The following is a 23,187-nucleotide window of genomic DNA, read 5'->3' as shown; positions in this document are numbered from 1 at the left end:
GGTGAGGTGGACATTCTGCCTTTACTTAACCCGGTCTGTCATGTGCAAGCCGTGTTGCAATGCGATTCAGAACAGCTCGCGAATCCGGTGATAGAGCATCCCCAGTTCCAGCGCCGGCCCGCGCAGCGCCGGGCCGCCCGGAAAGCGCGCGTGCCTGATGCGCGAGAACAGATCGAGCGCGGCCGTGTCGCCTGAGATCGCCTTTGCAATGACGCGTCCCGCAATGCCCGTCAGCGCCACGCCATGACCCGAAAAGCCTTGCACATAGAAGTAGTTCGGATCGATCGCGCCGAAATCGGGCGCGCGATTGCGGGTGATATCGACGAAGCCGCCCCACGCAAATTCGATCTTCGTATCTCCGAGTTGCGGAAAGACGGCGAGCATGCGTTTGCGGATATCGCCGGTAAGTTGTGCAGGGGATGCGCCCGTCGAACTCGCGCGTCCGCCGAACAGCACGCGGTGATCCGCCGACACGCGAAAGTAGTCGAGGAAAAAGTTGTTGTCGCAGATCGCGGTCCGGTTCTTGATCAGTGCATCGGCTCGCTCCTTGCCGAGCGATTCCGTCGCGACAATGTACGACGCGATGGGCGCGATGCGCGCTGCAACGGCGGCGGGCAACACATTGCCGAGCGTCGCGTTGCCGCACGCGGCGACGAAGCGGCAGCGCACTTCGCCCGTCGCGGTACGCACCACGGGCCGCGCGCCGCGCACGACTTCGAGCACGGGCGAATGCGCGAAGAGTTGCGCGCCTTCGCGGCGCGCCGCATCGGCGAGACCGAGGCAATACTTGAGCGGATGCAGATGGCCGGACAACGCATCGTAGACGCCTGCCAGATAGCGTTCCGACGCGATGCGTTTGCGCATGTCGCCAGCATCGACCCAGGAAAGATGCGGGTAACCCCAGCGGTTCGTCGCCGCATCCATCCATGCACGCAGATCGGGGACGCGTTTCGCTTTGGTCGCGACCGTCATGAAGCCCGGCGTGAAATCGCATTCGATTCCATAGCGCTCGATCCTCTCGTGTACCAGCTTGACGGCATCGACGGACAAGGCCCACGCAGCGCGCGCGCCTTCGAGGCCCAGTTGTTTTTCGATGATCTCGTCTTTCGCAAAGCCGGCGAGCATCTGACCACCGTTGCGTCCCGATGCACCCCAGCCGGGGCGATGCGCATCGAGAACGACGACGGAAAGCCCGCGCGCGCGGCATTCGAGCGCCACCGACAATCCGGAGAAGCCCGCGCCGATGACGCAGACGTCGGCGTCGAGCGAGCCTTCCAGCATTGGATCGTCCGCGAGCGGGCGCGACACGGTGGCTTCGTAGTACGAGTTGCGGATCAGCGCGTCCGCGCGGCGGTCGAGTGTTTCCGTCATCAGAGCCAGTCCTTCATTCGATACCAGGTCATTGCAAGCACGAGCGCGGGTGTGCGGAGCAGCGTGCCGCCCGGAAAGTCGCGATGGCGGATTTTACCGAACAGATCGAATCGCGACGCCTGGCCATGGATGGCTTCCGCGATCAGCTTGCCCGCGAGGCCGGTCGTATTGACGCCGTGTCCCGAGAAGCCTTGCGCGAAGTAGACGGTTGGCGCAAGGCGGCCGAAATGCGGTGCGCGGTTCATCGTGATGTCGACGAAGCCACCCCATGCGTAGTCCACTTTGACATCGGCGAGTTGCGGGAAGGTTTTTAGCATGTCGCGGCGCATGGATTCGGCCAGATTGCGTGGCGCGAAAGTCGAATAGCTGACCTTGCCGCCCCAGAGCAGACGGTTGTCGGGAGCAGGGCGGAAATAGTCGAGCACGAAGCGGCTATCGCACACGGCGGCGCGCGCGGGCATCAGTGCGGCGGCGCGGGCCGGGGCGAGCGGTTCCGTGGCGATGACGTAGGTGCCGACGGGCATGATCTTTCGGGATACCTGTGGCGCTAGCGCTCCGAGCCATGTGTTGCAGGCTAGTACTACGTAGCTGGCGCGCACTGTTCCTATAGCTGTTTCGATCAGATGGGTGCTGTTTTCTTTGCGTAGTGTTGTGACGCAACTGTTTTCGTAGATGCGAACGCCGCTTTCGACGGCTGCTCGGGCGAGGCCTAACGTGTAGTTGAGGGGATGCAGGTGGCCGCTGTCCGGGTCGAAAAGGCCGCCGAGATAGCGGGATGATTGCACGTACTGGTCCATGTGCGCGCGTTCGATATACCGATATCGGTCGTGGTTGAAGCGTTTTTTTGCGTCATCGCGCCAGGTGCGTAGTGCGTCTACATGTTTTGGCTTGTTGGCGGCTGTGAGGTAGCCCATCGTTAGATCGCAGTCGATTTGGTGCTTCGCTACGCGGTCTTTTACTATGTCTAGCGTTTCTAAGCCCATTTTCCACATGCGCTGGACGTCGCTCTCGGGCATGTACTTCGCGAATGTGTCTATTTCGCAGGCGAAACCGCCTATCAGTTGGCCACCATTGCGGCCGCTCGCCGCCCAGCCGACTTTTGATGCTTCTAGCACCGCTACTGTGTGGCCGCGTTCCGCGAGGTTCAATGCGGTTGAGATGCCGGTCAGGCCGGCGCCTATTACACAGACGTCGACGGTTATGGTTTCTTCCAGCGGTGGATGGTGTGTGTGGTCGTTGGTGGTTGCCGCGTACCACGATGCTGTGTGAGGCTGGGAGTTGAGGTTTTCTGGCATGGGCGGGAAAGTTGTTGGTTGGTGTTTTGGTCTTTGCGCTGGCATCTGCGTTTTGCCTTTTGCCTTCGTGGCGCGGGCGGTTTGGTTTTTTGAGGTTTGCGCTGGCATCCGCGAATTGTTAGCGTGCTTCATGCGTCGCCCCTGTGCGGGGCGGCACCTACTTTTCTTTGCCGCCGCAAAGAAAAGTAGGCAAAAGAAAGCGGCTAACACCGCCAATTCTTGTTCCTGCCTGAGGGCCCCCAAAGGTTCTTATGCTTCACACGGCAACCACGTGACCCGCGTTCGTTGCCAACGCTCTTGCGCTGCGCCTCACCCGCTTCACGCGCCCGCGCTGCATCACGCCGTGCCAGACAGTCCACGGCCGCCCAGGTGGCAAACTGTGTGTAGGCCGTAGCGCGACACGCGCCTCACTTCGAACCGATAGCGCACGCCTTGATGTAAGAGCGCCACGCTATACGACGCGACAACCTACACACAGTTTGCCACCTGGGCAGCGGAGACCATTCGCTGCCGCTTGCGCGAGTACGGGTATTCGAAGCGGGTGAGGCGTTCATTCGAAGCGTTGGCAACGCACGCAAACAGAAAGGCTGCCGCGTGAAGCGTAAGACCCTGTGGGGGCCCTCAGGCAAACACAAGAACTGGCGGTGTTAGCCGCTTTCTTTTGCCTACTTTTCTTTGCGGCGGCAAAGAAAAGTAGGTGCCGCCCCGCACAGGGGCGACGCTTGAACCAAGCTAACAAAACGCGGATGCCAGCGATAGCGCAAACACTGTAACGCGAATGCCAACGACGCCCCAGGCAAACCAAATCAAGAAGCGTCGCAGACATAAAACCACGCTCAGAACGAGTAAATAAACTGCGTAGCTAGCAAATCATTCGACTTGCTATAAGACCCATCATTCCGCAAGAACACGTTCTGATTCGCCCAATCGTGGCGATACTCCACCTTGACGGTAATCTGCTGCGTCGGGAAGAACAACAGATCCAGCGCGACATCCTGACGATTAGCCCCCTTGCACTCAAACCCAAGGCCACCATTGGCCTTCGAGTTTGCTAGACAATCAGCACCGATACCGAACCCGTTATTCACATCCATACCATTGGAATTCAAAGCAATCCCACCGCCGCCGCCACCGTTTTTGCTATTAACAAGAAGGTCATACCGCAGAGTCGCACCCATGCGGCCCACCACAGGCATATTAAACTTCCGATGCGCGAGCAGTGACAGACCATACCACTGCGCCTGGCCGCCATTAAACGCCGCATTCTGCTGCTGACCATAATCGAGTTCGGCGTTGTACTGCACATCCGCCAACGTATAAGTCGCGTCGACCTCGCCAAAGAAGAACGTCCCGCCCGAGCTAGGCGCCTGACCGCCCACGCCATAACTGACATTGCCCGTCACCGGATCGACGGCACTCGGCAGCGTCTGACGTCCAATATTGAACGATCCACCGATATCCAACGCACTGGACCACGTATAGTCAGCACGCGCAGTAAAGGTCGGAATCTTGTTGCTCGTCGTGATCGGATCGCCCAACGCATTCGTGCCCGTCTGCGTGACGGCACCATACGTGCGGTACTGTTCATTGCCAACAAAGAACTTCCACGCCCAGTTGCCCGCCGTATAGTTCGCGCCGACGCCGACATAGCTGCCTGGATCGGAGAAGTCATACAGCAGGTTGTGCGTAAGCGTAAGCATCTGGTTCGATTGCTGCACTTCATAACCGCCAAAGCTCGGAATCAAACCAGCGACGAACGTCGTCGACCCCGTCAGCGGCACGTTGACAACGGCCGTGTTCAGGATGTTGTTGCCAATGTCGCCATGCGAGTTCTGCAGCAGCGTGATGCCGTTGCCTCGGTTCGGCATCAACGTGATTTCCGCCGAAGGCGCCATCGGCCCGACACCGAATGTCTTCTTGATGTCGAGATACAGATCGCCGAACGTGCTGTTGTAGTAGTTGTACGCGCTCTCGTGATTGGCAAACAGGAACGACGACGAACTCTGCGCGCGGTTATAGATATACGTCGGGTCGATATAGCCCGTCACCGAAAGACCTGCGATCGGTCCCGTCTGCGCCGCATCTTCCAGCGAATCGACCTTCAACTGCTGATTCGCGATCTGCTGCTTGATCGTGGTCAGGTCGTCGTTGCTGATATTCGCGGGCGCCCGGCCATAATCGGGTGAAGTGATATCGACCGGAGCCGCGGCCAATGCGGGCGTAGTGGCTGTGCCCACAGCAGGCTTCGCTGCAGGCGCAGTGGCCACTTGCGCACGCAATTCCTTCACTTCTTTTTGCAGCGCGTTCAGTTGTTGCTGAAGCGCCTTGATCTGTGCGCTGGTCGAGTCCGCAAAAGCGGCACCCGGCAGAGCCCCCGCTACCAGCAGACAGATAAGTTTCTTTCTCATGCAATTTTCTCCTTGTTTGTCGTATTGCGAAGAACTTCTTATGCGTTGGCCGTATCGAGCGTGTTGGTCGCCACGGCAGGGCGTGTGGTTGTCGAAGGGGCATCGGCGGCGTCGGCTATCGCGAACGCCATCTGCATGTCGCGCGTGCGCTTGCGGTCGCGCATCAGCATCCATTGATTGACGACGATCACGCCAATCGTCACGGCCGTGATGAAGAGCGTGGCGAGTGCATTCATTTCGGGGTTCAGGCCAAGGCGCACGCGCGAGAACACCACGAGCGGCAATGTGGTCGAGCCCGGGCCGGACAGGAATGCGGAGAGCACGAGATCGTCGACGGAAAGCGTGAACGACAGCAGCCAGCCGGACAGCAAGGCCTGCGAGATCAGCGGCAGCGTGATGACGAAGAACACCTTGAACGGCGTCGCGCCGAGATCGAGTGCCGCTTCTTCGAGGGACCTGTTCAGTTCCTTGATACGCGACTGCACGATGATCGCGACATACGAAACACACAGCATCACGTGGCCGATCCACATCGTCAGCACGCCGCGCCCCCTGGGCCAGCCGATCATCTGTTCCAGCGCGACGAAGAGCAGCAGCAGCGAAATGCCCTGAATCACTTCGGGAATCACTAGCGGCGCGTTGATCATGCCCGCGAAGAACGTGAAGCCGCGAAAGCGCCCAAAGCGCGCGAGCACGAAACCCGCCCACGTGCCGATCACGACAGACGCGCACGCCGTCATCAAGCCGATCTTCAGCGACAGCCATGCGGCCGTGAGCAGTTCGTCATCGTGCAGCAGTGCGCCATACCATTTCAGCGAGAAGCCGGACCAGACGGTGACGAGCTTCGACTCGTTGAAGGAGAACACGACGAGGCTGATGATCGGGATATAAAGAAAGAGAAATCCGAGCGTCAGCACCGTGGCGGACAAAGGCTTGTTCGGCTTGGTCATTTCGCACCCTCCAGTTCCTTGACCTGGTAGTACTGGAATACGGCCATCGGCACGAGCAGCAGCAGCACCATCGCCACCGTCACGGCGGATGCCATCGGCCAGTCCATGTCGTTGAAGAACTCATCCCACATCACGCGGCCGATCATCAGCGTGTCCGCGCCGCCGAGCAGTTCCGGTATCACGTACTCGCCGACGGCGGGAATGAACACGAGCAGCGACCCCGCGATAATCCCGTTCTTCGACAGCGGCAATGTGATTCGCGTAAACGCCGTCCAGGGTTTTGCGCCGAGGTCGTAGGCGGCTTCGAGCAGCGTCAAGTCCATCTTCACGAGATGCGCGTAGAGCGGCATCACCATGAACGGCAGGTACGAATAGACCATGCCGATATAGACGCCAATATCCGTGTGATAGAGGCGAAAGGGCGAGTGAATCACGCCGAGCGCGATCAGCGTGTGATTGAGCAGACCGTCGTCTTTCAGAATGCCGATCCACGCGTACACGCGAATCAGAAACGACGTCCAGAACGGCAGCATCACGCCCATCATCAGCAGGTTGCGCGTGGCAGGTGCCGAGCGCGCGATGTAATACGCGATCGGATAGCCGATCAACAGGCAGCAGATAGTCGAGACGGCGGCCATCTTCAGCGAGCTGAGATAGGTTGCGACGTACAGGCTGTCCTGCAACAGGAACGCGTAATGGCTCAATTGCAGCGCGAAATGCACCACGCCATCTTTGACGCTGACAAGTTCCGTATAGGGCGGGATGCCAAGGCGCAAATCGGCAAAGCTGATCTTCAGCACCAGCACGAACGGCAGCGCGAAGAACACCGCGAGCCAGATGAACGGAATGCCGATCACGGTGCTGCGGCCCGAAGGCAGCAGCTTCGCGAGGCTCTGTTTGAACGATGCGAGTGCGGGGCTTGCATTCGAGGCGGCGCCCAGTCGCGCCGCAGAGGTTTGGGCGGGATTTCTCATTGCGTCAGCACCACGCCGCTCGAAGGCGACCAGGAGACGAACACGTCGTCGTTATAGACGGGCGCACCTTCGCTCATCAGGTGCGAGCTGGAGAGATTCGACATGACGGTCTTGCCGCTCGGCAGACGCACGTGGTACAGCGAATAGCTGCCCATGTAGGCGACATCCGTCACGACGCCGCGCGCCCAGTTGTGCGCCGCGCCGGGTTTCTCGCGCGTCACGCGCACGCGCTCGGGGCGCACCGAAATGCCGACGGGCATGCCAAGCGGCCCCGTAACGCCGTGGCTCACATACATCCGCGACTCAAGGTCTTCGCTTTCGACAAAGATGTGATCGGGTTCGTCTTCGACGACGACGCCTTCGAACAGATTGGTGGAGCCGATGAACTCGGCGGAGAAGCGGCTATTCGGAAACTCGTAGACCTGCGTCGGCGAACCGATCTGCACGATGCGGCCTTCGCTCATCACGGCGAGGCGGCTCGCCATCGTCATCGCTTCTTCCTGATCGTGCGTGACCATCACACAGGTGACATCGACTTTCTCGATAATGTTCACGAGTTCGAGTTGGGTCTTCTGGCGGATCTTCTTGTCGAGCGCGGACATCGGCTCGTCGAGCAGCAACAGCTTCGGGCGCTTGACAAGCGAACGCGCCAGCGCGACGCGCTGCTGCTGGCCGCCCGATAGCTGATGCGGCTTGCGCTTCGCGTACTTCGTCATCTGCACGAGATTCAACGCATCGGCGACGCGCTCTTTGATCTCGTTCTTCGGCGTACCTTCCTGTTTGAGGCCGAACGCGACATTCGATTCGACTGTCATATGCGGAAAGAGCGCATACGACTGGAACATCATGTTCACGGGCCGGCGATAGGGCGGCAAGGCCGCGAGATCTTCGCCGTCGACATAGATCTTGCCGGACGTGGCCGTCTCCAGGCCCGCCAGCATGCGCAACAGCGTGGACTTGCCGCAGCCCGAACTGCCGAGTAGCGCGAACAGTTCGTTCTTCGCGATGCTCAGGTTGACGTTGTCGACAGCCGTGCTGTCGCCGAACTTCTTCACGACGTTTTCGATGCGAACGAACTCGTCCGATTTCGCTTTCGTCGTCGCGGGCTGCGTGGCCGCTTTCGCTGCTTGCGTGGTGTGCATCGTATTCATATGTGACCGTTCTTTGCGGATTGCAGGCACGAACGGGCCCTGGCGAGGCGCGCGAAGCGCTCGCAGGTGTCGTGCTGCAATCGGGGAAACATGGGGCTGCGCGCAAGACGCAGACTGACTGCGCTACTGCTCTACGAGGAGGGATCGAGCGATCCCTCTTCGTTTCATTCAGTTCCCTTTCATGTCCCTGAAAACCGGCGTTGACTCACAAATTCAATGACCGGTTTTCAGTTGCGCCCACAGGCGGTTTTCGAGCCGCAGAATTTCCGTCGGCATCGGTCTCATCAGCGTCATCTTGGCGATCACGTCGTCGGCCGGATAGACCGTCTGATCCTGCGCGACAGCCGGGGTGACGAACTGGCGCGCGGCGCGATTGGCGGTGGGGTAGAACACTTCGTTGGTAATGGCTGCATTGTTCTTCGCGTCGGAAATGAAGTTGATCCACTTCATCGCGGCTTCGGGATGCGGTGCGTCCTTCGGCACGACCATCACGTCGAACCACAGCAGGCCGCCTTCCTTCACGTTCGAGAACTTGACTTCATACGAGCGCTTCGCTTCCTGCGTGCGGCGCCGCGCGATGCCGACGTCGCCCGACCAGCCGACGACCACGCAAACATCGTTATTCGCGAGATCGTTGATGTAGCCCGACGAATTGAACTGCGTGATGTACGGGCGGACTTTCTTCAGCACTTCGTACGCCGCCTGATAGTCGCCGGGGCTCGTGCTGTTCGGGTCCTTGTGCATGTATTGCAGCGTCGCGGCGAAGACGTCGACGGCCTGATCGAGGAACGACACGCCGCAGCTCTTGAGCTTCGACATGTTGGCGGGATCGAACACGAGCGCCCAGCTGTCGACAGGTGCATTCGCGCCGAGTACTTTCTGCACGGCCTGCACGTTGTAGCCAATGCCGTCCGTGCCGTATGCCCACGGCACGCCGTACTGGTTGCCCGGATCGGCGTCGGAGATCAACTTCATCAGCGTCGGGTCGAGATTCTTCAGATTCGGCATCTGCGATTTGTCGAGCTTCTGGTAGACGCCGGCCTGAATCTGCTTGGCCATATAGTTCGACGTCGGCACGACGATGTCGTAGCCCGAGCTGCCCGCGAGCAGCTTGGCCTGCAACGTGTCGTCGCTGTCGTAGTTGTCGTACTTGACCTTGATGCCCGTCTGTTTCTCGAAGTTCGGAATCGTGTCCTTCGCGATGTAGTCGGACCAGTTATAGACGTTCAGTTCGGTATCGGCCGCCTGCGCTGCCGTGCCCGACAGTGCGGCAATGCCCGTCACGACTACCAGCGCGGCCCCCGCGACCGCATGACGAAGATGACAAACGCTCATGTTGATTTCCCTTGAAGGTAAAAGTCCGGCGTGAGCGTGTGTCGCGTTCGATGCGTCACGGCGCCCGCGCCGGTGGTCTGACTGCCGTTACGAAAGCCCTAGCTGTTGTGCAGTTGCGTCGATGGCCTTTTTCGCCTTCGCGACGATCTCGTCGATCTCGCTCTTCGTGACGACGAGAGGCGGCGAGAGCAGCATGCGGTCGCCCGTGGCACGCATGATCAGGTTGCCGTTGAAGCAGAAGTCGCGGCAGATCGTGCCGACATCGCCGCCATTCTCGAAGCGCTTTCGGGTCTTCGGGTTCTGCGCGAGCTGGATGCCCGCGACGAGTCCCGCGCCCGCCACTTCACCGACGATGGGATGATTCGCGAACGTCTCGCGCAGCGACTGCTGGAAATACGGGCCCGTTTCGTTCTTCACGCGCTCGACGATCTTCTCGTCGCGCAACAGCCTCAGGTTCGCGACCGCGACAGCGGCGGCGACGGGATGCCCGGAATAGGTGAGCCCGTGATTGAACTCGCCGTTCTCGATGATCGCTTTGGCGATGCGGTCGTGCAGGCCGACGGCGCCCATCGGGATATAGCCGCTCGTCAAGCCCTTCGCCATCGTGATGAGGTCGGGTTCGAAGCCGAAATGCTGATGCGCAAACCATTCGCCCGTGCGGCCAAAGCCGCCAATCACTTCATCGGCGACGAGCAGCACGTCGTATTTGCGGCAGATGCGCTGGATTTCCGGCCAGTAGGTAGAAGGCGGAAAGATCACGCCGCCCGCTCCCTGGAAAGGCTCACCGATAAACGCAGCGACGTTCTCGGCACCAAGCTCGAGAATTTCCGTTTCGAGTTGGCGCGCACGTTCGAGGCCGAATTCTTCCGGCGTCATGTCGCCGCCTTCGCCGAACCAGTACGGCTGGTCGATATGCACGATGTGCTCGACCTGCGAAGGCATCTGCTCGTGCATATAACCCATGCCGCCGAGCGTGCCGCCCGCGATCGTCGAGCCGTGATAGCCGTTCTTACGCGAAATGACGAACTTTTTCAGCTTCTGTCCTTGCGTCGCCCAATACTGATGGACGATGCGCAGCACCGTATCGTTGCCTTCCGAGCCGCTATTGCAATAGAAGAAGTGGTTGAACGGCGCGGGCGTCAACTCGGCGAGCATGGCCGACAGTTCGATCACGGGCGGGTGCGTGGTCTTGAAGAACGTGTTGTAGAAGGGCAGTTCCTGCAACTGCCTGTACGCTGCGTCCGCGAGTTCCTTGCGGCCATAGCCGACGTTTACGCACCACAGTCCCGCCATGCCATCGATGATCTTGTTGCCATCGGAGTCCCACAGATAGACGCCTTCCGCCTTGACGATCACGCGGCTGCCGGCGCGATTGAGCGCGCCCATATCAGAGAACGGATGAATGTGATGCGCGGCATCGAGCGCGCGGTATTCAGCCGTGCTGCGCAGCTGTTGCGAAGTACTCGCCTTCGCGGCCGGTTGCGCGGATTGCACGTAAGCGATTTCTTCTGTCCTGTAACTCATGTTGCCTCCAGTTGTTTTGCGGATGACGCCGGACTCAGACGTGCAGCAGCAAATGCTTGCGTTCCCACGAACTGATCACGCGGAAAAACGCTTGGTATTCGGTTTCCTTCAGCGCGAGATACGCCTTGATGAACGGTTCGCCCATGATTTCGGAAAGCGGCTCGCACGCGCCCATCAACGTGAGTCCTTCTTCGAGATTGCGCGGCAACTGGTATGGCAATTCATAGCCGTCGCTGGTGAGCGGCTCGGTCGGCGTGAGTCGCTGCGTCATGCCGAGATAGCCGGCCGCGAGCGTGCCCGCAATCGCCAGATACGGATTGCAGTCCACACCCGGAATGCGGTTCTCGATGCGGCGCGCCTGCGGGCCCGAATGCGGAATGCGGAAACCGACCGTGCGGTTGTCGTAACCCCATTGCACGTTGATCGGCGCCGCCATGAAGCGCGACAGCCGGCGATACGAATTGATGTATGGCGCGAAGATCGGCATCAACGCGGGCGTGTACTTCTGCAGGCCGGCGATGTACTGATTGAAGAGATCCGTCGGCTTGCCGTCGCTCCCCGTGAACAGGTTCTGGCCCGTCTCTTCATCGACGAGGCTTTGATGTACGTGCATCGCGGAACCGGGTTCGTTCTCCATCGGCTTCGCCATGAACGTCGCGTACATGTGATGACGCAGCGCGGCTTCGCGCACCGTGCGCTTGAAAAGAAAGACCTGGTCGGCGAGCTTGAGCGGGTCGCCGTGCAGGAAGTTGATTTCCATCTGCGCGGCGCCCACTTCGTGAATCAGCGTGTCGACTTCGAGTTCCTGAATGTCGCAGTACTCGTAGATGTCTTCGAAGAGCGGATCGAATTCGTTCACGGCTTCGATCGAATACGCCTGGCGTCCTGTTTCGGGACGGCCCGTGCGCCCGACGGGCGGTTGCAAGGGCAGGTCGGGGTCCTTGTTCATGTCGACCAGATAGAACTCCAGCTCCGGCGCGATGACGGGCTTCCAGCCCTTGGCCTTGTAGAGATCGAGTACGTGGCGCAGCACGCGGCGCGGCGAGATCGCGACGGGCGTGCCGTCGAAATGCACGCAGTCGTGAATCACCTGCGCGGTGGGATCGACGGCCCACGGAATGATGCGGATCGTCGACGGATCGGGCACGCACACCATGTCGGGGTCGGTGACGCCCGTGAGCGAGCCATCTTCGGGATATTCGCCCGTCACCGTCTGGATCATCACGGCTTGCGGCAGGCGCATGGATTCGCCGGATTCGAACTTGCTGCGCGGAATGATCTTGCCGCGCGCGATCCCTGCCATGTCGGGAATGATCGCTTCGATTTCGGTGATGTGATGCTTCTTCAGAAACTCGTCAATGTCTTGCATGATCGTTCTCTCTGTTTTTTTGCGCAGAACGGGGATCAGATATGTGCGCTTGCAGCCGCTGCTGAACCCGTCCTCATGCGCATTCGATCGCGGCACGCCGCGCCAAACGCACGGAAGATCGCTGTCGATAACGCGTCGCTCGCGTGCTTCCATTCCGGGTGCCATTGCACACCCAGCGTGAAGGCGCGCGCATGCGTCACGCTGATCGCTTCGATCAAACCGTCCGGCGCGTGGGCTTCGACCGTGAGGCCGTCGCCGAGCCGCTCGACGCCCTGGCTGTGCAGTGAATTCACGCGCACTTCGCTTGCGCCGCTGGCGAGCTTCTGCAACAGCCCGCCTTGCAGTAGATGCAGCGCATGCGAAGGCCCGTACTGCACGTCGAGGTCGTCTTCCTTGTTCTCGCGGTGGTCGTCATAGCCGTCCACCGTTTGAACGCTTTGATGCAGCGTCCCGCCGAATACGACATTCATTTCCTGAAAGCCACGGCAAATAGCGAGCACGGGGATGCCTGCGTCGATGGCGGCGCGCATCAGCGGCAGCGTCGTCGCGTCGCGTGCGGCGTCGTGCAGCGTGCCGGGCGCGCTCGCGTGACCGCCATAACGATGCGGCTCGACATTCGAATAGCTGCCCGTAAAAAGCAGGCCGTCGATATGCGCGAACAGATCTTCCGGCGGCTGTCTGTCGCCCAACGCGGGCAGCAGCATCGCAAGCGCTTGCGCGCCATCTATCACTGCCGCGATGTACTTCTCGCCGGCCACATGCGAAGGATGCAGACCCATCATCGTTCTGTCGGCCGTGATGCCGACTAAAGGTTTCGTTTGCATGACTAACTGGTATTCGTCGTTGACTGCGGGAACGCGGCAAATCATGGTGTGCGTACGCGCGGCACGATTCCGCAGCCATGCGCGGAGCGCAAAGCTACTGGAAGGATGCTTGCGTGGCAGCGTCGTCAGCGGATCGCGCCGCGCGTAGCAAACAGATACGCTGTCCGGTTTGCTCCGCTGCGTGCAATCGCAGGCGTGCAACGGCGCGTGTCCGACTTGGGGACGAGCGCAACCGAACACGCAGCGCGATAACGCGTGCGAAGCATCGACCCGCAAGCGGGCCTGACAGCGACAGATGGAAAGGCGCTAGGGCAAGAGCGATGCGACTTCGTCGGTATGAACCGCGATGAACGCACGCGCTGAAATGGAGTTGTGACGACGGACGGAACGGCGCGACAGGATCGTGAAGACGGACAGAAAGCGGCGAAACGCAAGCCTGCCGTTGCTGCCGTCGGCGATGGCGTTGTCAGCGCGAAGACACCTCGCGAACTGACTACGATCCCACCTAACCAAAGGGCCTCGGACTCTCACGATTACACTCGACTGGCACGTTGAAAGTATTGAACGCCCCGTTCGGAAAACGCGTCGAACGTTTAAAGAAACGGGACGACAGGTTGTTACCCGTAACGCATTCTTTACCCACTGCTTCTGCGATGAATCGGGCTGCCGCAGCGAGTAATCGAATCAGGAAACATCGACCTGTAGTTCAGGATATACGAGTCAAAAAGGCCGTCAAAGTCTTTTTACGAAAGTTTGATGAGGGCTTACCCTGAGCTATCTATGCGCAATAAAGTCCACTTTGAAGCCTGTAGATGCGTAAAAATTTCGTTTCGCTTTCAGGGTTTTCCCCAGAGGCGGTGAATTTAAAGTGATTAGAATATTCAACACACGCGCGTGCTATTCGTATGCCGCTCTTTTCGTGAAGTACTACCCGTTTCCATGAGTGCGTCGATGTCAATTGAAGTGGCAACCCGCCTGCAGTACATCCGTAAAAAGCACGGTCTTTCGCAGCGGGAGCTGGCGAAACGGGCGGGCGTGACGAACGGCACGATTTCGCTGATCGAGCAGAACCGCGTGAGTCCTTCCGTCGGCTCGCTGAAGAAGCTGCTCGAATGCATACCGATGAGTCTCGCCGAATTCTTCACATTTGAAATCGAGGCCGACCGCACCGTGGTGTCGCGCCGCGCGGAGATGCCGAATCTCGGCAATGAGCAGATCGAGTTCTATCTGGCGGGCGCGAGTGTCAAGGATCGCAATATGGGCATCATGCGCGAGGTGTATCAGCCGCTCGCGGATACGGGCCCGGAAATGTTGCAACACGCAGGGCACGAGGGCGGCGTCGTGGTCAGCGGTCAGCTTGAATTGACCGTCGACAGTACGACGTGGCTGCTCGACCCCGGCGACAGCTATTACTTCGAAAGCCGCTTACCGCATCGTTTTCGCAATCCCAGCGCGCAGCAGGTGTGCGAAGTCGTGTCGGCCAATTCGCCGCCCACTTTCTGATTTTTTCGCACGCCGCTTCGCGTCAACGCGTTTCGCGCAGCATCGCATCGCGCATGCCATATGCAATGCGCTGAACGCATAACATTGAGGCATCCTGATGGACAAGACGACATTGGCTTACTGGCAGGAAAAGGCAGCGACGCTCGCAATCGAAGGGCGCGCGTTTATCGACGGCGAGTATCGGCCGGCCGAAAGCGGGCGCACGTTCGACTGCGTGAGTCCTATCGACGGCAAGGTCCTTGCGAAAGTAGCCGATTGCGGCGAGGCCGACGTGAATGCGGCCGTGCGCGCCGCGCGGCAAGCGTTCGACACAGGCATCTGGTCCGGCCTCAATCCGCGTCAGCGTAAAGCGAAGCTGCTCAAATGGGCGGCGCTGATGCGCGAGCATCTCGACGAACTCGCGTTGCTCGAAACACTCGATGCGGGCAAGCCGATCGGCGACACGACCAGCGTCGACGTGCCGGGCGCGGTGTATTGCGTTGAATGGTTTGCGGAAGCGATCGACAAGGTCGGCGGTGAGGTCGTGCCCGCGGATCATCATCTCGTCGGTCTCGTGACGCGCGAGCCGCTCGGCGTCGTCGCCGCCGTAGTGCCGTGGAATTTCCCGATCCTGATGGCATCGTGGAAATTCGGGCCTGCGCTCGCGGCGGGTAATAGCGTCGTGCTCAAGCCTTCGGAGAAATCGCCGCTGACGGCGATTCGTGTTGCGCAACTCGCGCATGAAGCGGGCATTCCCGCAGGCGTATTCAATGTGGTGCCGGGTGGCGGCGAGCCTGGCAAGCTGCTCGCGCTGCATCACGACGTGGATTGCCTCGCGTTCACGGGTTCGACGAATGTCGGCAAGCTGATCATGCAATACGCTGGGCAGTCGAACCTGAAACGCGTGTGGCTGGAGCTGGGTGGCAAGTCGCCGAACATCGTGCTGCCTGATTGCCCGGATCTGGATCGCGCGGCTAAGACGGCAGCGGGCGCGATCTTCTACAACATGGGCGAGATGTGTACGGCAGGTTCACGTCTGCTCGTGCATCGCGACATCAAGGACGTGTTCCTCGACAAGCTGGTGGCAGCAGCGCGCAGCTATGCGCCGGGCAATCCGCTGGACCCGAAGACGTCGATGGGCGCGATCGTCGATCAGGTGCAGCTCGATCGCGTGCTGGGTTATATCGAAGCAGGGCGGGTCGAAGCGAAGCTATTGCATGGCGGCGCGCGCGTGCAGCAGGAAAGCGGCGGCTTCTATATCGAGCCGACTGTTTTCGATGTGCCGAAGCCTGATGCGAAGATCGCGCGTGAAGAGATCTTCGGGCCGGTGCTGTCGGTGATCACGTTCGATACGATCGACGAAGCCGTGCAGATCGCCAATGACAGCGACTACGGTCTCGCCGCCGCCGTGTGGACAGCAAACCTGACGACGGCGCATGAAGTGTCGCGGCGTCTGCGCGCGGGCACCGTGTGGGTCAATTGCTATGACGAAGGCGGCGATATGAACTTCCCGTTCGGCGGCTACAAGCAGTCGGGCAATGGCCGCGACAAGTCGTTGCATGCGCTCGAAAAGTACACGGAGCTGAAGTCGACGCTGGTGCGTTTGCGTTGAACGAAACGCTGTGCGCGCCCCCCTCGGTTATCAGGAAGAGGCCGAAGGCGCGCGCTGCCGCGCCTGCCGGTGCCCTTCACGCATGCCGAGCGTATAGATCATGAGCGCGCCGCTCATGATCGCGAGTTGCCACATCAACAGATCGTTGCCGAGCGCCTTCATCGCCGACCCGGCAAACAGCGGCCCGGCGATCGAGCATGCAGTGAAGGCGAGCGACAGTAAGCGCATGTTGCGGGTTATTGCCAGTTTGTCGCTGCACGCGGCGGCATACATGCCGAGTGTGATGTACGCGCTGTTCATGCCGCCGAGCAGCAGCGCGGCTCCGAAATACGCAATCGACGCGGACGGTGCGAAAGAAAACGCCACGATAGCCGCCGTGCTGGTCAACGCGCAGACGATCACCGTTGCCGCGAGACCGGCGCGATCCGCCAGCCAACCAACGGGGAACTGCAGCACCATGCCGCCGATACCGAAGCAGGCGAGCATCGTCGCGGTTTGCGTGGCCGTGAGTCCGCGGCTGTCGGCGAAGAGCGGAAAGAGCCCGTAGAGCGCGCCGTCTCCGATGCCGCCGACGGCAATCGTAACGAGGCCGAGGCAAACGATCGGCCCCAGTTCGAGGCGCTTGCCGCGAGCCACCTGTGGCTCCAATACAGCTTGAGGCGCGGACGAACGGGTGAGCCACAACGGAACAGCGGCAGCGAGCGTCAGCAGCGAACCCGACACGAACACCAATGTGCCGCTCACGCCACCGTAGACCGCGAGCGCCGGCGCAAGCACGCCCGCTGATGCGATCAAGGTTTCGTGAACGCCGACCACTTTGCCGCTCTTGTCGGCGGGCACGAGACTATAAAGCCAGGTTTCGTTCGCGATCCAGCGCAAGCCGATGCCGAGTCCCGTCAGCATGCCGGGCAACATCCACGCAGGCCACGACAAGGCGCCAAACGATGCATACGCGATCAGCGAAGCGGCGAGCCCGAGCGACACCGTCAGCTTCGATCCGATCCGTTCGATCAGACGCGGCGCAAACAGCAGTCCGACGAACATGCCCGCCCATTGCGCCGCAGCGAAAAGTCCGGCGCGCGGCGCGTCGAGCCCCTGATGCGCGAGCCACACGGGCAGGACCATGAAGCCGATGCCGAACTGGCCGATCTGCGAGAGCGTCGAGACGGCTGTCAGCGCGGCCACTGCGCGCCAGCGCACGGGCGGAGCGTTCAAGCGGATCGCGTCTATATTGGCGGCGCTCATGACGCGCTCCGCTCGGGCATCGGCAGCCCCTGTTCGCGGCACTCGACGGGGCAGCCCGCCTTCAGGCATGGCTTGTCGTCGCAGAAGCGGCAAAGCTGCATCGCGTGCGGCGAATCGCGCGTTTCGTTCCAGAGAATCTTGATGAGCAGATTTTCGAGCACGTCGCGCTCGCGTTCATCGAGCCTCGCAGCGATGCGTTCGAGCATGCGCCCGCGCGCGGCGCGCAAGCGGTTCGCTTCGCGGCGCCCTGTAGCCGTGAGAGCCAGCGCAACCGAGCGCTTGTCGCTGCCCGCCTTTTTTTCGACGAGGCCTGCGTCGACGAGTCCCGCCACCGCGCGCACGGCGGCGGGATGCGAGAGATCCACGGCATCGCGCAGCAGTTCGATCGACGAGTCAGGGTACTGGCCGATCGCATTGAGCATTGCGCGTGCGGTCGAACCGGCCAGCGCGGGAATGCTGGGTTGTGCGTTCAGTTCGTCCGTCACCAGAAGGGCGAGCACGCCGAGCAGATTTTCCATGCGCCGGGTCATCGCGTCCCCTAAATGTGTGCATTGTGCATATGTGCATGATGCACATATCGGGCTGCGATTTCAAGCTGAATTCCGCTGACCCTTTTTTACTTTTTGCGCGTTGCGCCAGGTCAAAGTGCAGAAATATCCAGTAACGCATTCGTAACTCAAGTCTAAGTCTGTTGGACTATTGTTCTTCTATTGGACATTGGCATTTTTCATTGGCAGGTCGACGAACATGAACAAGACTCAGGTCACAAGAAAGGTCGCAATGCCGACGATCCTCGTCGGGGTGTTGCTCGCAATGGGCGGTTGTGCCGTCATCCCGCCCAGCGGGCCGAGCGTGGTTGCGCTGCCGCGCAAGGGCGAGCCGCTCGAACAGTTCCAGCAGGACGACTACGCGTGCCGTGACTATGCGTACCGCAGCACGGACGCCAATGGTGCATCGCAGGCGGCCACCAACAACGCGGTGGGCAGCGCGGCTGTCGGCACGCTGGGCGGCGCGGCCGTCGGCGCGCTGATCGGCGCGGCAGCGGGCAATCCGGGTGCCGGCGCGGCAATCGGCGCGGGCAGCGGCTTGCTGGTCGGCGGCGCGACGGGCGCGAACGGCGCGTCTTACTCGGCATATGGCCTGCAGGCGCGCTACGACGCGGCTTACGCGCAGTGCATGACGTCGAAGGGCAACACCATCTCGCAACCGCAGGCGCCCGTCTATGCGACGCCGCCTGCGTACTATGCGCCGGGGCCTGTCTATTACGCGCCGCGTCCTTATTACTATGCCCCGCCGGGCGCCGTTTACGCACCGTATCCTTATTACTGATCTGCACGTCTGGAAAGCGTGAGCGCGTCATCCGCGCTCACGCTTTTTTGTATCAATCCGTGCGTTGCGCCGATGTCGCCGCGCGCGCCTCTTGCAGCTTCGAACGGGTCGGGTTCGTCATCGCGCCGAACGTCACGAAGCTCGCCGCCGCGAGCAGCCACGCGCCCACGCCTCCATACAGCATCACCCAGCCGAAGCCGTGTACGAGCGCATCGTGCGCGATCTTGCCGTCGAGCGCGACGACATGGCCCGCTGCAATCGCAGCGCTTGTCGCGTGAATCTGCGCGGCGTCCTGCGCGCCTGACCACGCGCGCGACAGAGACGCAGCGACGCCCGCCACCAGCACGAACCCCATCAGCGCGATGTTGATGGCGAGCGAGATCATCCGCGCGCTCATGTCGATGCCCGAGGCCATGCCGGCGCGTGCGGTCGACACGGCGCCCGTCGTCGTGTTCGTCACGGTCGTGTTGGTGAGGCCGAGTCCGACGCCAGCAATCACGCAGCCGGGCAGCATCGTCATCCAGCTGGCGTGCTCCGCGCCGCTGCCGATAAGCATCAGCATGAAACCGAGCCCGATCGTGAAGAGCCCGCCGGGAATCACGAAACCCGGCTGATAACGATGCGCGAGACGTTCCGCGACGGGCGGCACGACCAGCGTAGGCAGCGTATAGGCGAGCAGTGCGAGCCCCGCATGCAGGTCGTCATAGCCGAGCGCGTTATGAAAGTACACGGGCAGATAGATCATGAAAGGCCAGAAGCTGAAATTCATCGCGGCTGATCCGATCAGCGCGCCCGAAAACTTGCGGATGCGAAACACCGAGAAGTCGAACATCGGATGCGCGCTCATGTTCTCGGCGACGAAGAACGCGATCAGGCAGAGCGCGCTCGCTGCGACGATGCCAAGCGCGGGCAGGCTTGCGAAGCCGAAGTCTGCCCCCTGTGTGATGTAGAAGGCGACGCCGAACACGGCTAGCGACAAGGTCACGATGCCTGCAACATCGAGCTTCTGCGCATGCGGATCGCGCGATTCGCTCACGCCGCTGATGGCGAGCACGATGGTCGCGAGCGCCAGCGGCGCATGCACGAGAAACACCCATTGCCAGCCGGTCAGCGCGACCGTCGCGCTGCCGATGATCGGCCCGAACCCCAGTCCGATGCCGAAGATGATGCCCCACGCGGCGAACGCCTTGACGCGCTCGTGTCCCTGCTGGAACTGATGCGACAGCACGGCGACCTGACAGATCAGCATCGCGCCGCCGCTCGCGCCTTGCAAGAAGCGGCCCGCGATCAGCACGGCCATGTTCGTCGCCAGCCCGCACAGCAGCGACGTAACGCCGAACAGCGCAATGCTGACGATGAACACGCGCTTGCGGCCGAAGCGGTCCGCGAGCGTGCCCGTCGCCATCAGGACCGTCGTGCAGGCAATCGTGTACGCGTTCATGACCCACTGCATGTCCTTGAAGTCGCCGTGCAGCAGATGTTCGAGCGCCGGCAGGATCGCGGGGACGCTGGAAATCTCGAGGCCGAACATCAACGACGAAAGGCAGGCGGCAAGCAGCGCAAGGGTGTTCTTGCGCGGACGAAATGGTTGCATGAGATGGATACCGTTGCGATAGATGAGCGGTAATATATCGGGAATATCTGTCCCGATTGACGAGGTGAATTCCCATGAATGCGGCCTATACGGAACCAATCAGGCGGCGCGATGACTGACCGGCTCGATGGCGTGGCGACCTTCGTGCAGGTCGTCGAAGCGGGCAGTTTTGCGTTGGCAGCCGAACGTCTGAACCTGACGCGCTCGGCCGTCGGCAAGGTGATTGCGCGTCTGGAGACGCGGCTCGGCGTACGCCTGATTCATCGCACGACGCGCAGCCAGAGCCTCACGGAAGATGGCCAGGCGTACTACGAACGTTGCGTGCGCGCGCTAGCCGAACTCGAAGCGGCCGAGGCCGAACTCGAAGGCGGACGGCGCGCGCCGCGCGGCCGGCTTCGCGTGAGCCTGCCGCTGGCTTTCGGCCAGTTGTGCGTCGCGCCCGTGCTGATGAATCTGACGCGCCGGCATCCGAAGCTGCAGATCGACATGTCGTTCAGCGACCGCATGGTCGATCTCGTTGAGGAAGGTTTCGACCTCGCCGTGCGCATCGGCGAGTTGCGCGACAGCACAAGTCTCGCCGCGCGGCGGCTGGGCGCGCAGTACACCTGCGTCGGCGCGGCGCCGTCGTATCTTGCGCGGCACGGCATGCCCGCGTCGCTCGACGAGATGCATGGGCTCGAAGGCATCGTGTATGCGCGGGGCGGCGCGCTCGCGCAGTGGGATTTCCTGGACGACGAAGGCCAGCCAATGCGCGTGAACATCAACCCGCATCTGAGCATGGACGATGTGCAGGCGATTGCCGCCGCAGCGATTGCTGGCTTTGGGCTTGCGCGCCTGCCGTCATGGCTGCTCGCGCGCTACGTGAAGTCGGGCGAACTCGCGCTGGTCAAGGGGTGTTGCAGTTTGCCGCCGCTGGAGATCAACGTCGTGTGGCCGCAGACGCGCTACATGGCGTCGAAGGTGCGTTGCGCGATCGACGCGCTAGTCGAGGAGATTCCCGCGCTGATCCAGGAATGACGATGAAACTGGCCGCTTCGCATGTCCGATGCGAAGCGGCCGAAGGTTTCCATGCTCAGTCCGGCGCGTACTTGAACTCGGGCAACGCTTCGAGCGACGACTTGGTCGCCTCCGGCATCGTCACCTGTTTGGCGGTGATCTGCAGATCGCTGAAGGGCACGGCGACGTAGTGCTTGCCCATGCCGAGAAAGCCGCCCACCGACAGAATCGCGAACGCGGTGTGATCGGTCGGCGAAAGGATCAGGTCGTCGATGGTGCCGATCTTGTCCTTGTCGCGGTTATAAACGCTCGTTCCCGCGAGCTTCGAGGCGCGAAAGCCGCTGCCCGTCTGCATGACTTCCGTGCGGCGCTCGGTGACCGATTGCGGCGCGCCTTGCGCGAGTGCCGTTGTCGAGATGAGCGCGGCCAGCAAGCTCGCGACGCCCATCTGACATGTTCTGTTGAATACGTGTTGCACGATGATCCTCCCTCCCTGGCATTCGATGTTGTCGACGAACGCGCCTGTTCTAGGGCTTGTCGTCTTCGTAATCGGGGTTGACGTCGGGATCGAGCGGCGGCGCGTCCGGGTCCTGCGACGGACCGACATCCGGCAGATCGGTCTGCACGACATCGGACTGGTCGGGGCGGATCGGATTTTCGCCTTCGTTGGGCGTGGTTGACATGGCCGGGCCTTCTTGGGTTGCGTTGCTGGCATCAACATCGTCAGCAAGTTGCGCACCCGGCCGGGCGCCTGGTGCGACGCGGAGGCTCAGGCGTCTTCGCCTGTGTTGATGCGCTCGGGCGCGGCCTGCTTCGCTTTCTGCTGATGTGCGGCTTCCGCTTCGGCCAGGCGGCGCGCCGCTTCGCCCACTTCCTGGCGGAACTGCGCGAGCGCGCTGAGCGACGCGTCGGGCGGCTGCAAGGCGGACCACAGCACGTCGATCAGGCGGTCCGCCGTGGCGTCGATATCGGTGCGGCGATTGCCGAGCGTCGCGTCCCACAGCACGTGTTCCATCGGGCCGAAGACGAGCGAGCGCAGCAGGCGCAGCGGCACGTCCGAGCGGATCTGGCCCGTCTGCTGGCCATGCGACAGCACGCGCATCAGCGGCGCGGTGTAGCGGCGCTGCAGGCCCGTCAGTTCTTCGCTGAGTTCGTGCTGACGCGTGCGGCCTTCCGACAGCACGAGCGCGCACAACCCCGTGCCGTTGACCAGCATCAGCCGCAAATGCGTGCGCACGATGAACGCGAACTGCTGGCGGATGCTGCCGTCGCGCGGCAGGCCCGACTCGATTGCTTCGATGATCTCGTCGTACCAGTCGCCGATCACGCGCGCGCACAGCTCGCGCTTGCCGCGAAAGTAGCTGAACACCGTGGCCTCGGAAATGCCGAGCCGCTGCGCGATCTCCGCCGTCGTCGCACGTTCGTAGCCCTTTTCGGAGAAGACGTCGCGGCCCGCCTGAAGAATCTCCTTCACGCGTTGCTGCGACTTGCGGCCCGCCGGCTGGCGGCGCGATCCCGACACCTCGGCCCTTGCTACGCCCATCATATGAGTCCAGTTCAGATTTCGGAGCGGAAGGGCTCCGTTGCGGCCGATACTACCACGCTGGCAGCCCATTCAGCGTGTACTTCACGGTTTTTGAGTGATACTCAAAAATACCGATTGACGCTTACGTAAATCTGGAGTGAAATGCGCTCTGTACTGCCGCGCGGCCGCACATGTCGTATGAA

Annotated in this window: 21 protein-coding genes; 4 read left to right on the top strand and 17 right to left on the bottom strand. The window is 61.4% G+C overall.

Annotation, left to right across the window (positions count from 1 at the left end):
* Positions 1–66: 66 nt before the first annotated feature.
* The 11 genes from BLT65_RS41105 to BLT65_RS48205 form a co-directional block, all read right to left on the bottom strand.
* Complete coding sequence (locus BLT65_RS41105) at positions 67–1,371, bottom strand: NAD(P)/FAD-dependent oxidoreductase (RefSeq protein WP_091789565.1); 1,305 nt, start codon at positions 1,369–1,371, stop codon at positions 67–69.
* A complete protein-coding gene (locus tag BLT65_RS41100; RefSeq protein ID WP_091789563.1) occupies positions 1,371–2,666 on the bottom strand; it encodes an NAD(P)/FAD-dependent oxidoreductase in 1,296 nt (431 codons plus the stop codon). Before BLT65_RS41100 ends, BLT65_RS41105 begins: the two co-directional genes overlap by 1 nt.
* 836 nt (positions 2,667–3,502) lie before the next feature.
* Positions 3,503–5,074: a DUF3138 family protein gene (locus BLT65_RS41095; protein ID WP_091789560.1), complete on the bottom strand. Its 1,572-nt coding sequence runs from the start codon at positions 5,072–5,074 to the stop codon at positions 3,503–3,505.
* Between the two features lie 38 nt (positions 5,075–5,112).
* Positions 5,113–6,024 carry an ABC transporter permease subunit gene (locus BLT65_RS41090; protein ID WP_091789558.1) on the bottom strand — a complete coding sequence of 304 codons (912 nt, stop codon included), beginning with the start codon at positions 6,022–6,024 and terminating at the stop codon, positions 5,113–5,115.
* Positions 6,021–6,998: an ABC transporter permease subunit gene (locus BLT65_RS41085; RefSeq protein WP_091789555.1), complete on the bottom strand. Its 978-nt coding sequence runs from the start codon at positions 6,996–6,998 to the stop codon at positions 6,021–6,023. The genes BLT65_RS41090 and BLT65_RS41085 overlap by 4 nt, the downstream gene beginning before the upstream one ends.
* A complete protein-coding gene (locus BLT65_RS41080) occupies positions 6,995–8,140 on the bottom strand; it encodes an ABC transporter ATP-binding protein (RefSeq protein WP_416365567.1) in 1,146 nt (381 codons plus the stop codon). The genes BLT65_RS41085 and BLT65_RS41080 overlap by 4 nt, the downstream gene beginning before the upstream one ends.
* Before the next feature lie 222 nt (positions 8,141–8,362).
* Positions 8,363–9,484 carry a polyamine ABC transporter substrate-binding protein gene (locus tag BLT65_RS41075; protein ID WP_042315172.1) on the bottom strand — a complete coding sequence of 374 codons (1,122 nt, stop codon included), beginning with the start codon at positions 9,482–9,484 and terminating at the stop codon, positions 8,363–8,365.
* Positions 9,485–9,571: 87 nt separating this feature from the next.
* Complete coding sequence (locus BLT65_RS41070) at positions 9,572–11,008, bottom strand: aspartate aminotransferase family protein (RefSeq protein WP_091789552.1); 1,437 nt, start codon at positions 11,006–11,008, stop codon at positions 9,572–9,574.
* A gap of 34 nt (positions 11,009–11,042) precedes the next feature.
* A complete protein-coding gene (locus BLT65_RS41065) occupies positions 11,043–12,377 on the bottom strand; it encodes a glutamine synthetase family protein (protein ID WP_035996707.1) in 1,335 nt (444 codons plus the stop codon).
* 35 nt (positions 12,378–12,412) lie between these two features.
* Positions 12,413–13,201 carry a gamma-glutamyl-gamma-aminobutyrate hydrolase family protein gene (locus BLT65_RS41060; protein WP_208545887.1) on the bottom strand — a complete coding sequence of 263 codons (789 nt, stop codon included), beginning with the start codon at positions 13,199–13,201 and terminating at the stop codon, positions 12,413–12,415.
* 306 nt (positions 13,202–13,507) lie between these two features.
* The gene (locus BLT65_RS48205) at positions 13,508–13,714 is read right to left on the bottom strand and encodes a hypothetical protein (RefSeq protein ID WP_039901929.1); all 207 of its coding nucleotides are present in this window, start codon (positions 13,712–13,714) and stop codon (positions 13,508–13,510) included.
* Between the two features lie 438 nt (positions 13,715–14,152).
* Here BLT65_RS48205 and BLT65_RS41050 point away from each other — a divergent pair, with 438 nt between their 5' ends.
* Both BLT65_RS41050 and BLT65_RS41045 read left to right on the top strand, forming a co-directional pair.
* A complete protein-coding gene (locus tag BLT65_RS41050; protein ID WP_007743050.1) occupies positions 14,153–14,704 on the top strand; it encodes a cupin domain-containing protein in 552 nt (183 codons plus the stop codon).
* Between the two features lie 97 nt (positions 14,705–14,801).
* A complete protein-coding gene (locus tag BLT65_RS41045; RefSeq protein WP_091789546.1) occupies positions 14,802–16,295 on the top strand; it encodes an aldehyde dehydrogenase in 1,494 nt (497 codons plus the stop codon).
* A 30-nt stretch (positions 16,296–16,325) separates the two neighbouring features.
* Here BLT65_RS41045 and BLT65_RS41040 read toward each other — a convergent pair whose 3' ends face one another.
* Entirely contained in the window at positions 16,326–17,540 is a 1,215-nt protein-coding gene (locus BLT65_RS41040) for an MFS transporter (RefSeq protein WP_091789543.1), read from the bottom strand.
* Positions 17,537–18,070, bottom strand: coding sequence for a MarR family winged helix-turn-helix transcriptional regulator (locus BLT65_RS41035; RefSeq protein ID WP_091789540.1), 534 nt, complete (start codon positions 18,068–18,070; stop codon positions 17,537–17,539). The genes BLT65_RS41040 and BLT65_RS41035 overlap by 4 nt, the downstream gene beginning before the upstream one ends.
* A gap of 217 nt (positions 18,071–18,287) precedes the next feature.
* Between BLT65_RS41035 and BLT65_RS41030 the strand changes: the two genes are divergently transcribed.
* Entirely contained in the window at positions 18,288–18,869 is a 582-nt protein-coding gene (locus BLT65_RS41030; protein ID WP_042315194.1) for a YMGG-like glycine zipper-containing protein, read from the top strand.
* Between the two features lie 52 nt (positions 18,870–18,921).
* Here BLT65_RS41030 and BLT65_RS41025 read toward each other — a convergent pair whose 3' ends face one another.
* A complete protein-coding gene (locus BLT65_RS41025; RefSeq protein ID WP_091789537.1) occupies positions 18,922–20,463 on the bottom strand; it encodes an MFS transporter in 1,542 nt (513 codons plus the stop codon).
* 111 nt (positions 20,464–20,574) lie between these two features.
* Between BLT65_RS41025 and BLT65_RS41020 the strand changes: the two genes are divergently transcribed.
* On the top strand, positions 20,575–21,480 hold the full coding sequence (locus BLT65_RS41020; RefSeq protein ID WP_042315181.1) for a LysR family transcriptional regulator: 906 nt from the start codon (positions 20,575–20,577) through the stop codon (positions 21,478–21,480).
* A 55-nt stretch (positions 21,481–21,535) separates the two neighbouring features.
* Here BLT65_RS41020 and BLT65_RS41015 read toward each other — a convergent pair whose 3' ends face one another.
* From BLT65_RS41015 to BLT65_RS41010, 3 genes are all read right to left on the bottom strand, one after another.
* Positions 21,536–21,907 (bottom strand): PRC-barrel domain-containing protein, encoded by a 372-nt coding sequence (locus BLT65_RS41015; protein WP_091789534.1) that lies wholly within the window; start codon positions 21,905–21,907, stop codon positions 21,536–21,538.
* 79 nt (positions 21,908–21,986) lie between these two features.
* Positions 21,987–22,142, bottom strand: a complete 156-nt coding sequence (locus BLT65_RS47500; protein ID WP_007743066.1) for a hypothetical protein — start codon at positions 22,140–22,142, stop codon at positions 21,987–21,989.
* An 86-nt stretch (positions 22,143–22,228) separates the two neighbouring features.
* Positions 22,229–23,005 (bottom strand): TetR/AcrR family transcriptional regulator, encoded by a 777-nt coding sequence (locus BLT65_RS41010; protein ID WP_042315184.1) that lies wholly within the window; start codon positions 23,003–23,005, stop codon positions 22,229–22,231.
* Positions 23,006–23,187 lie beyond the last annotated feature (182 nt).

Origin of the sequence: Paraburkholderia steynii (genome assembly GCF_900100565.1) — a bacterium.
In the GTDB taxonomy this organism is placed as follows: Bacteria; Pseudomonadota; Gammaproteobacteria; order Burkholderiales; family Burkholderiaceae; genus Paraburkholderia; species Paraburkholderia terrae.
This window is presented reverse-complemented; position numbering and strand designations above follow the sequence as displayed.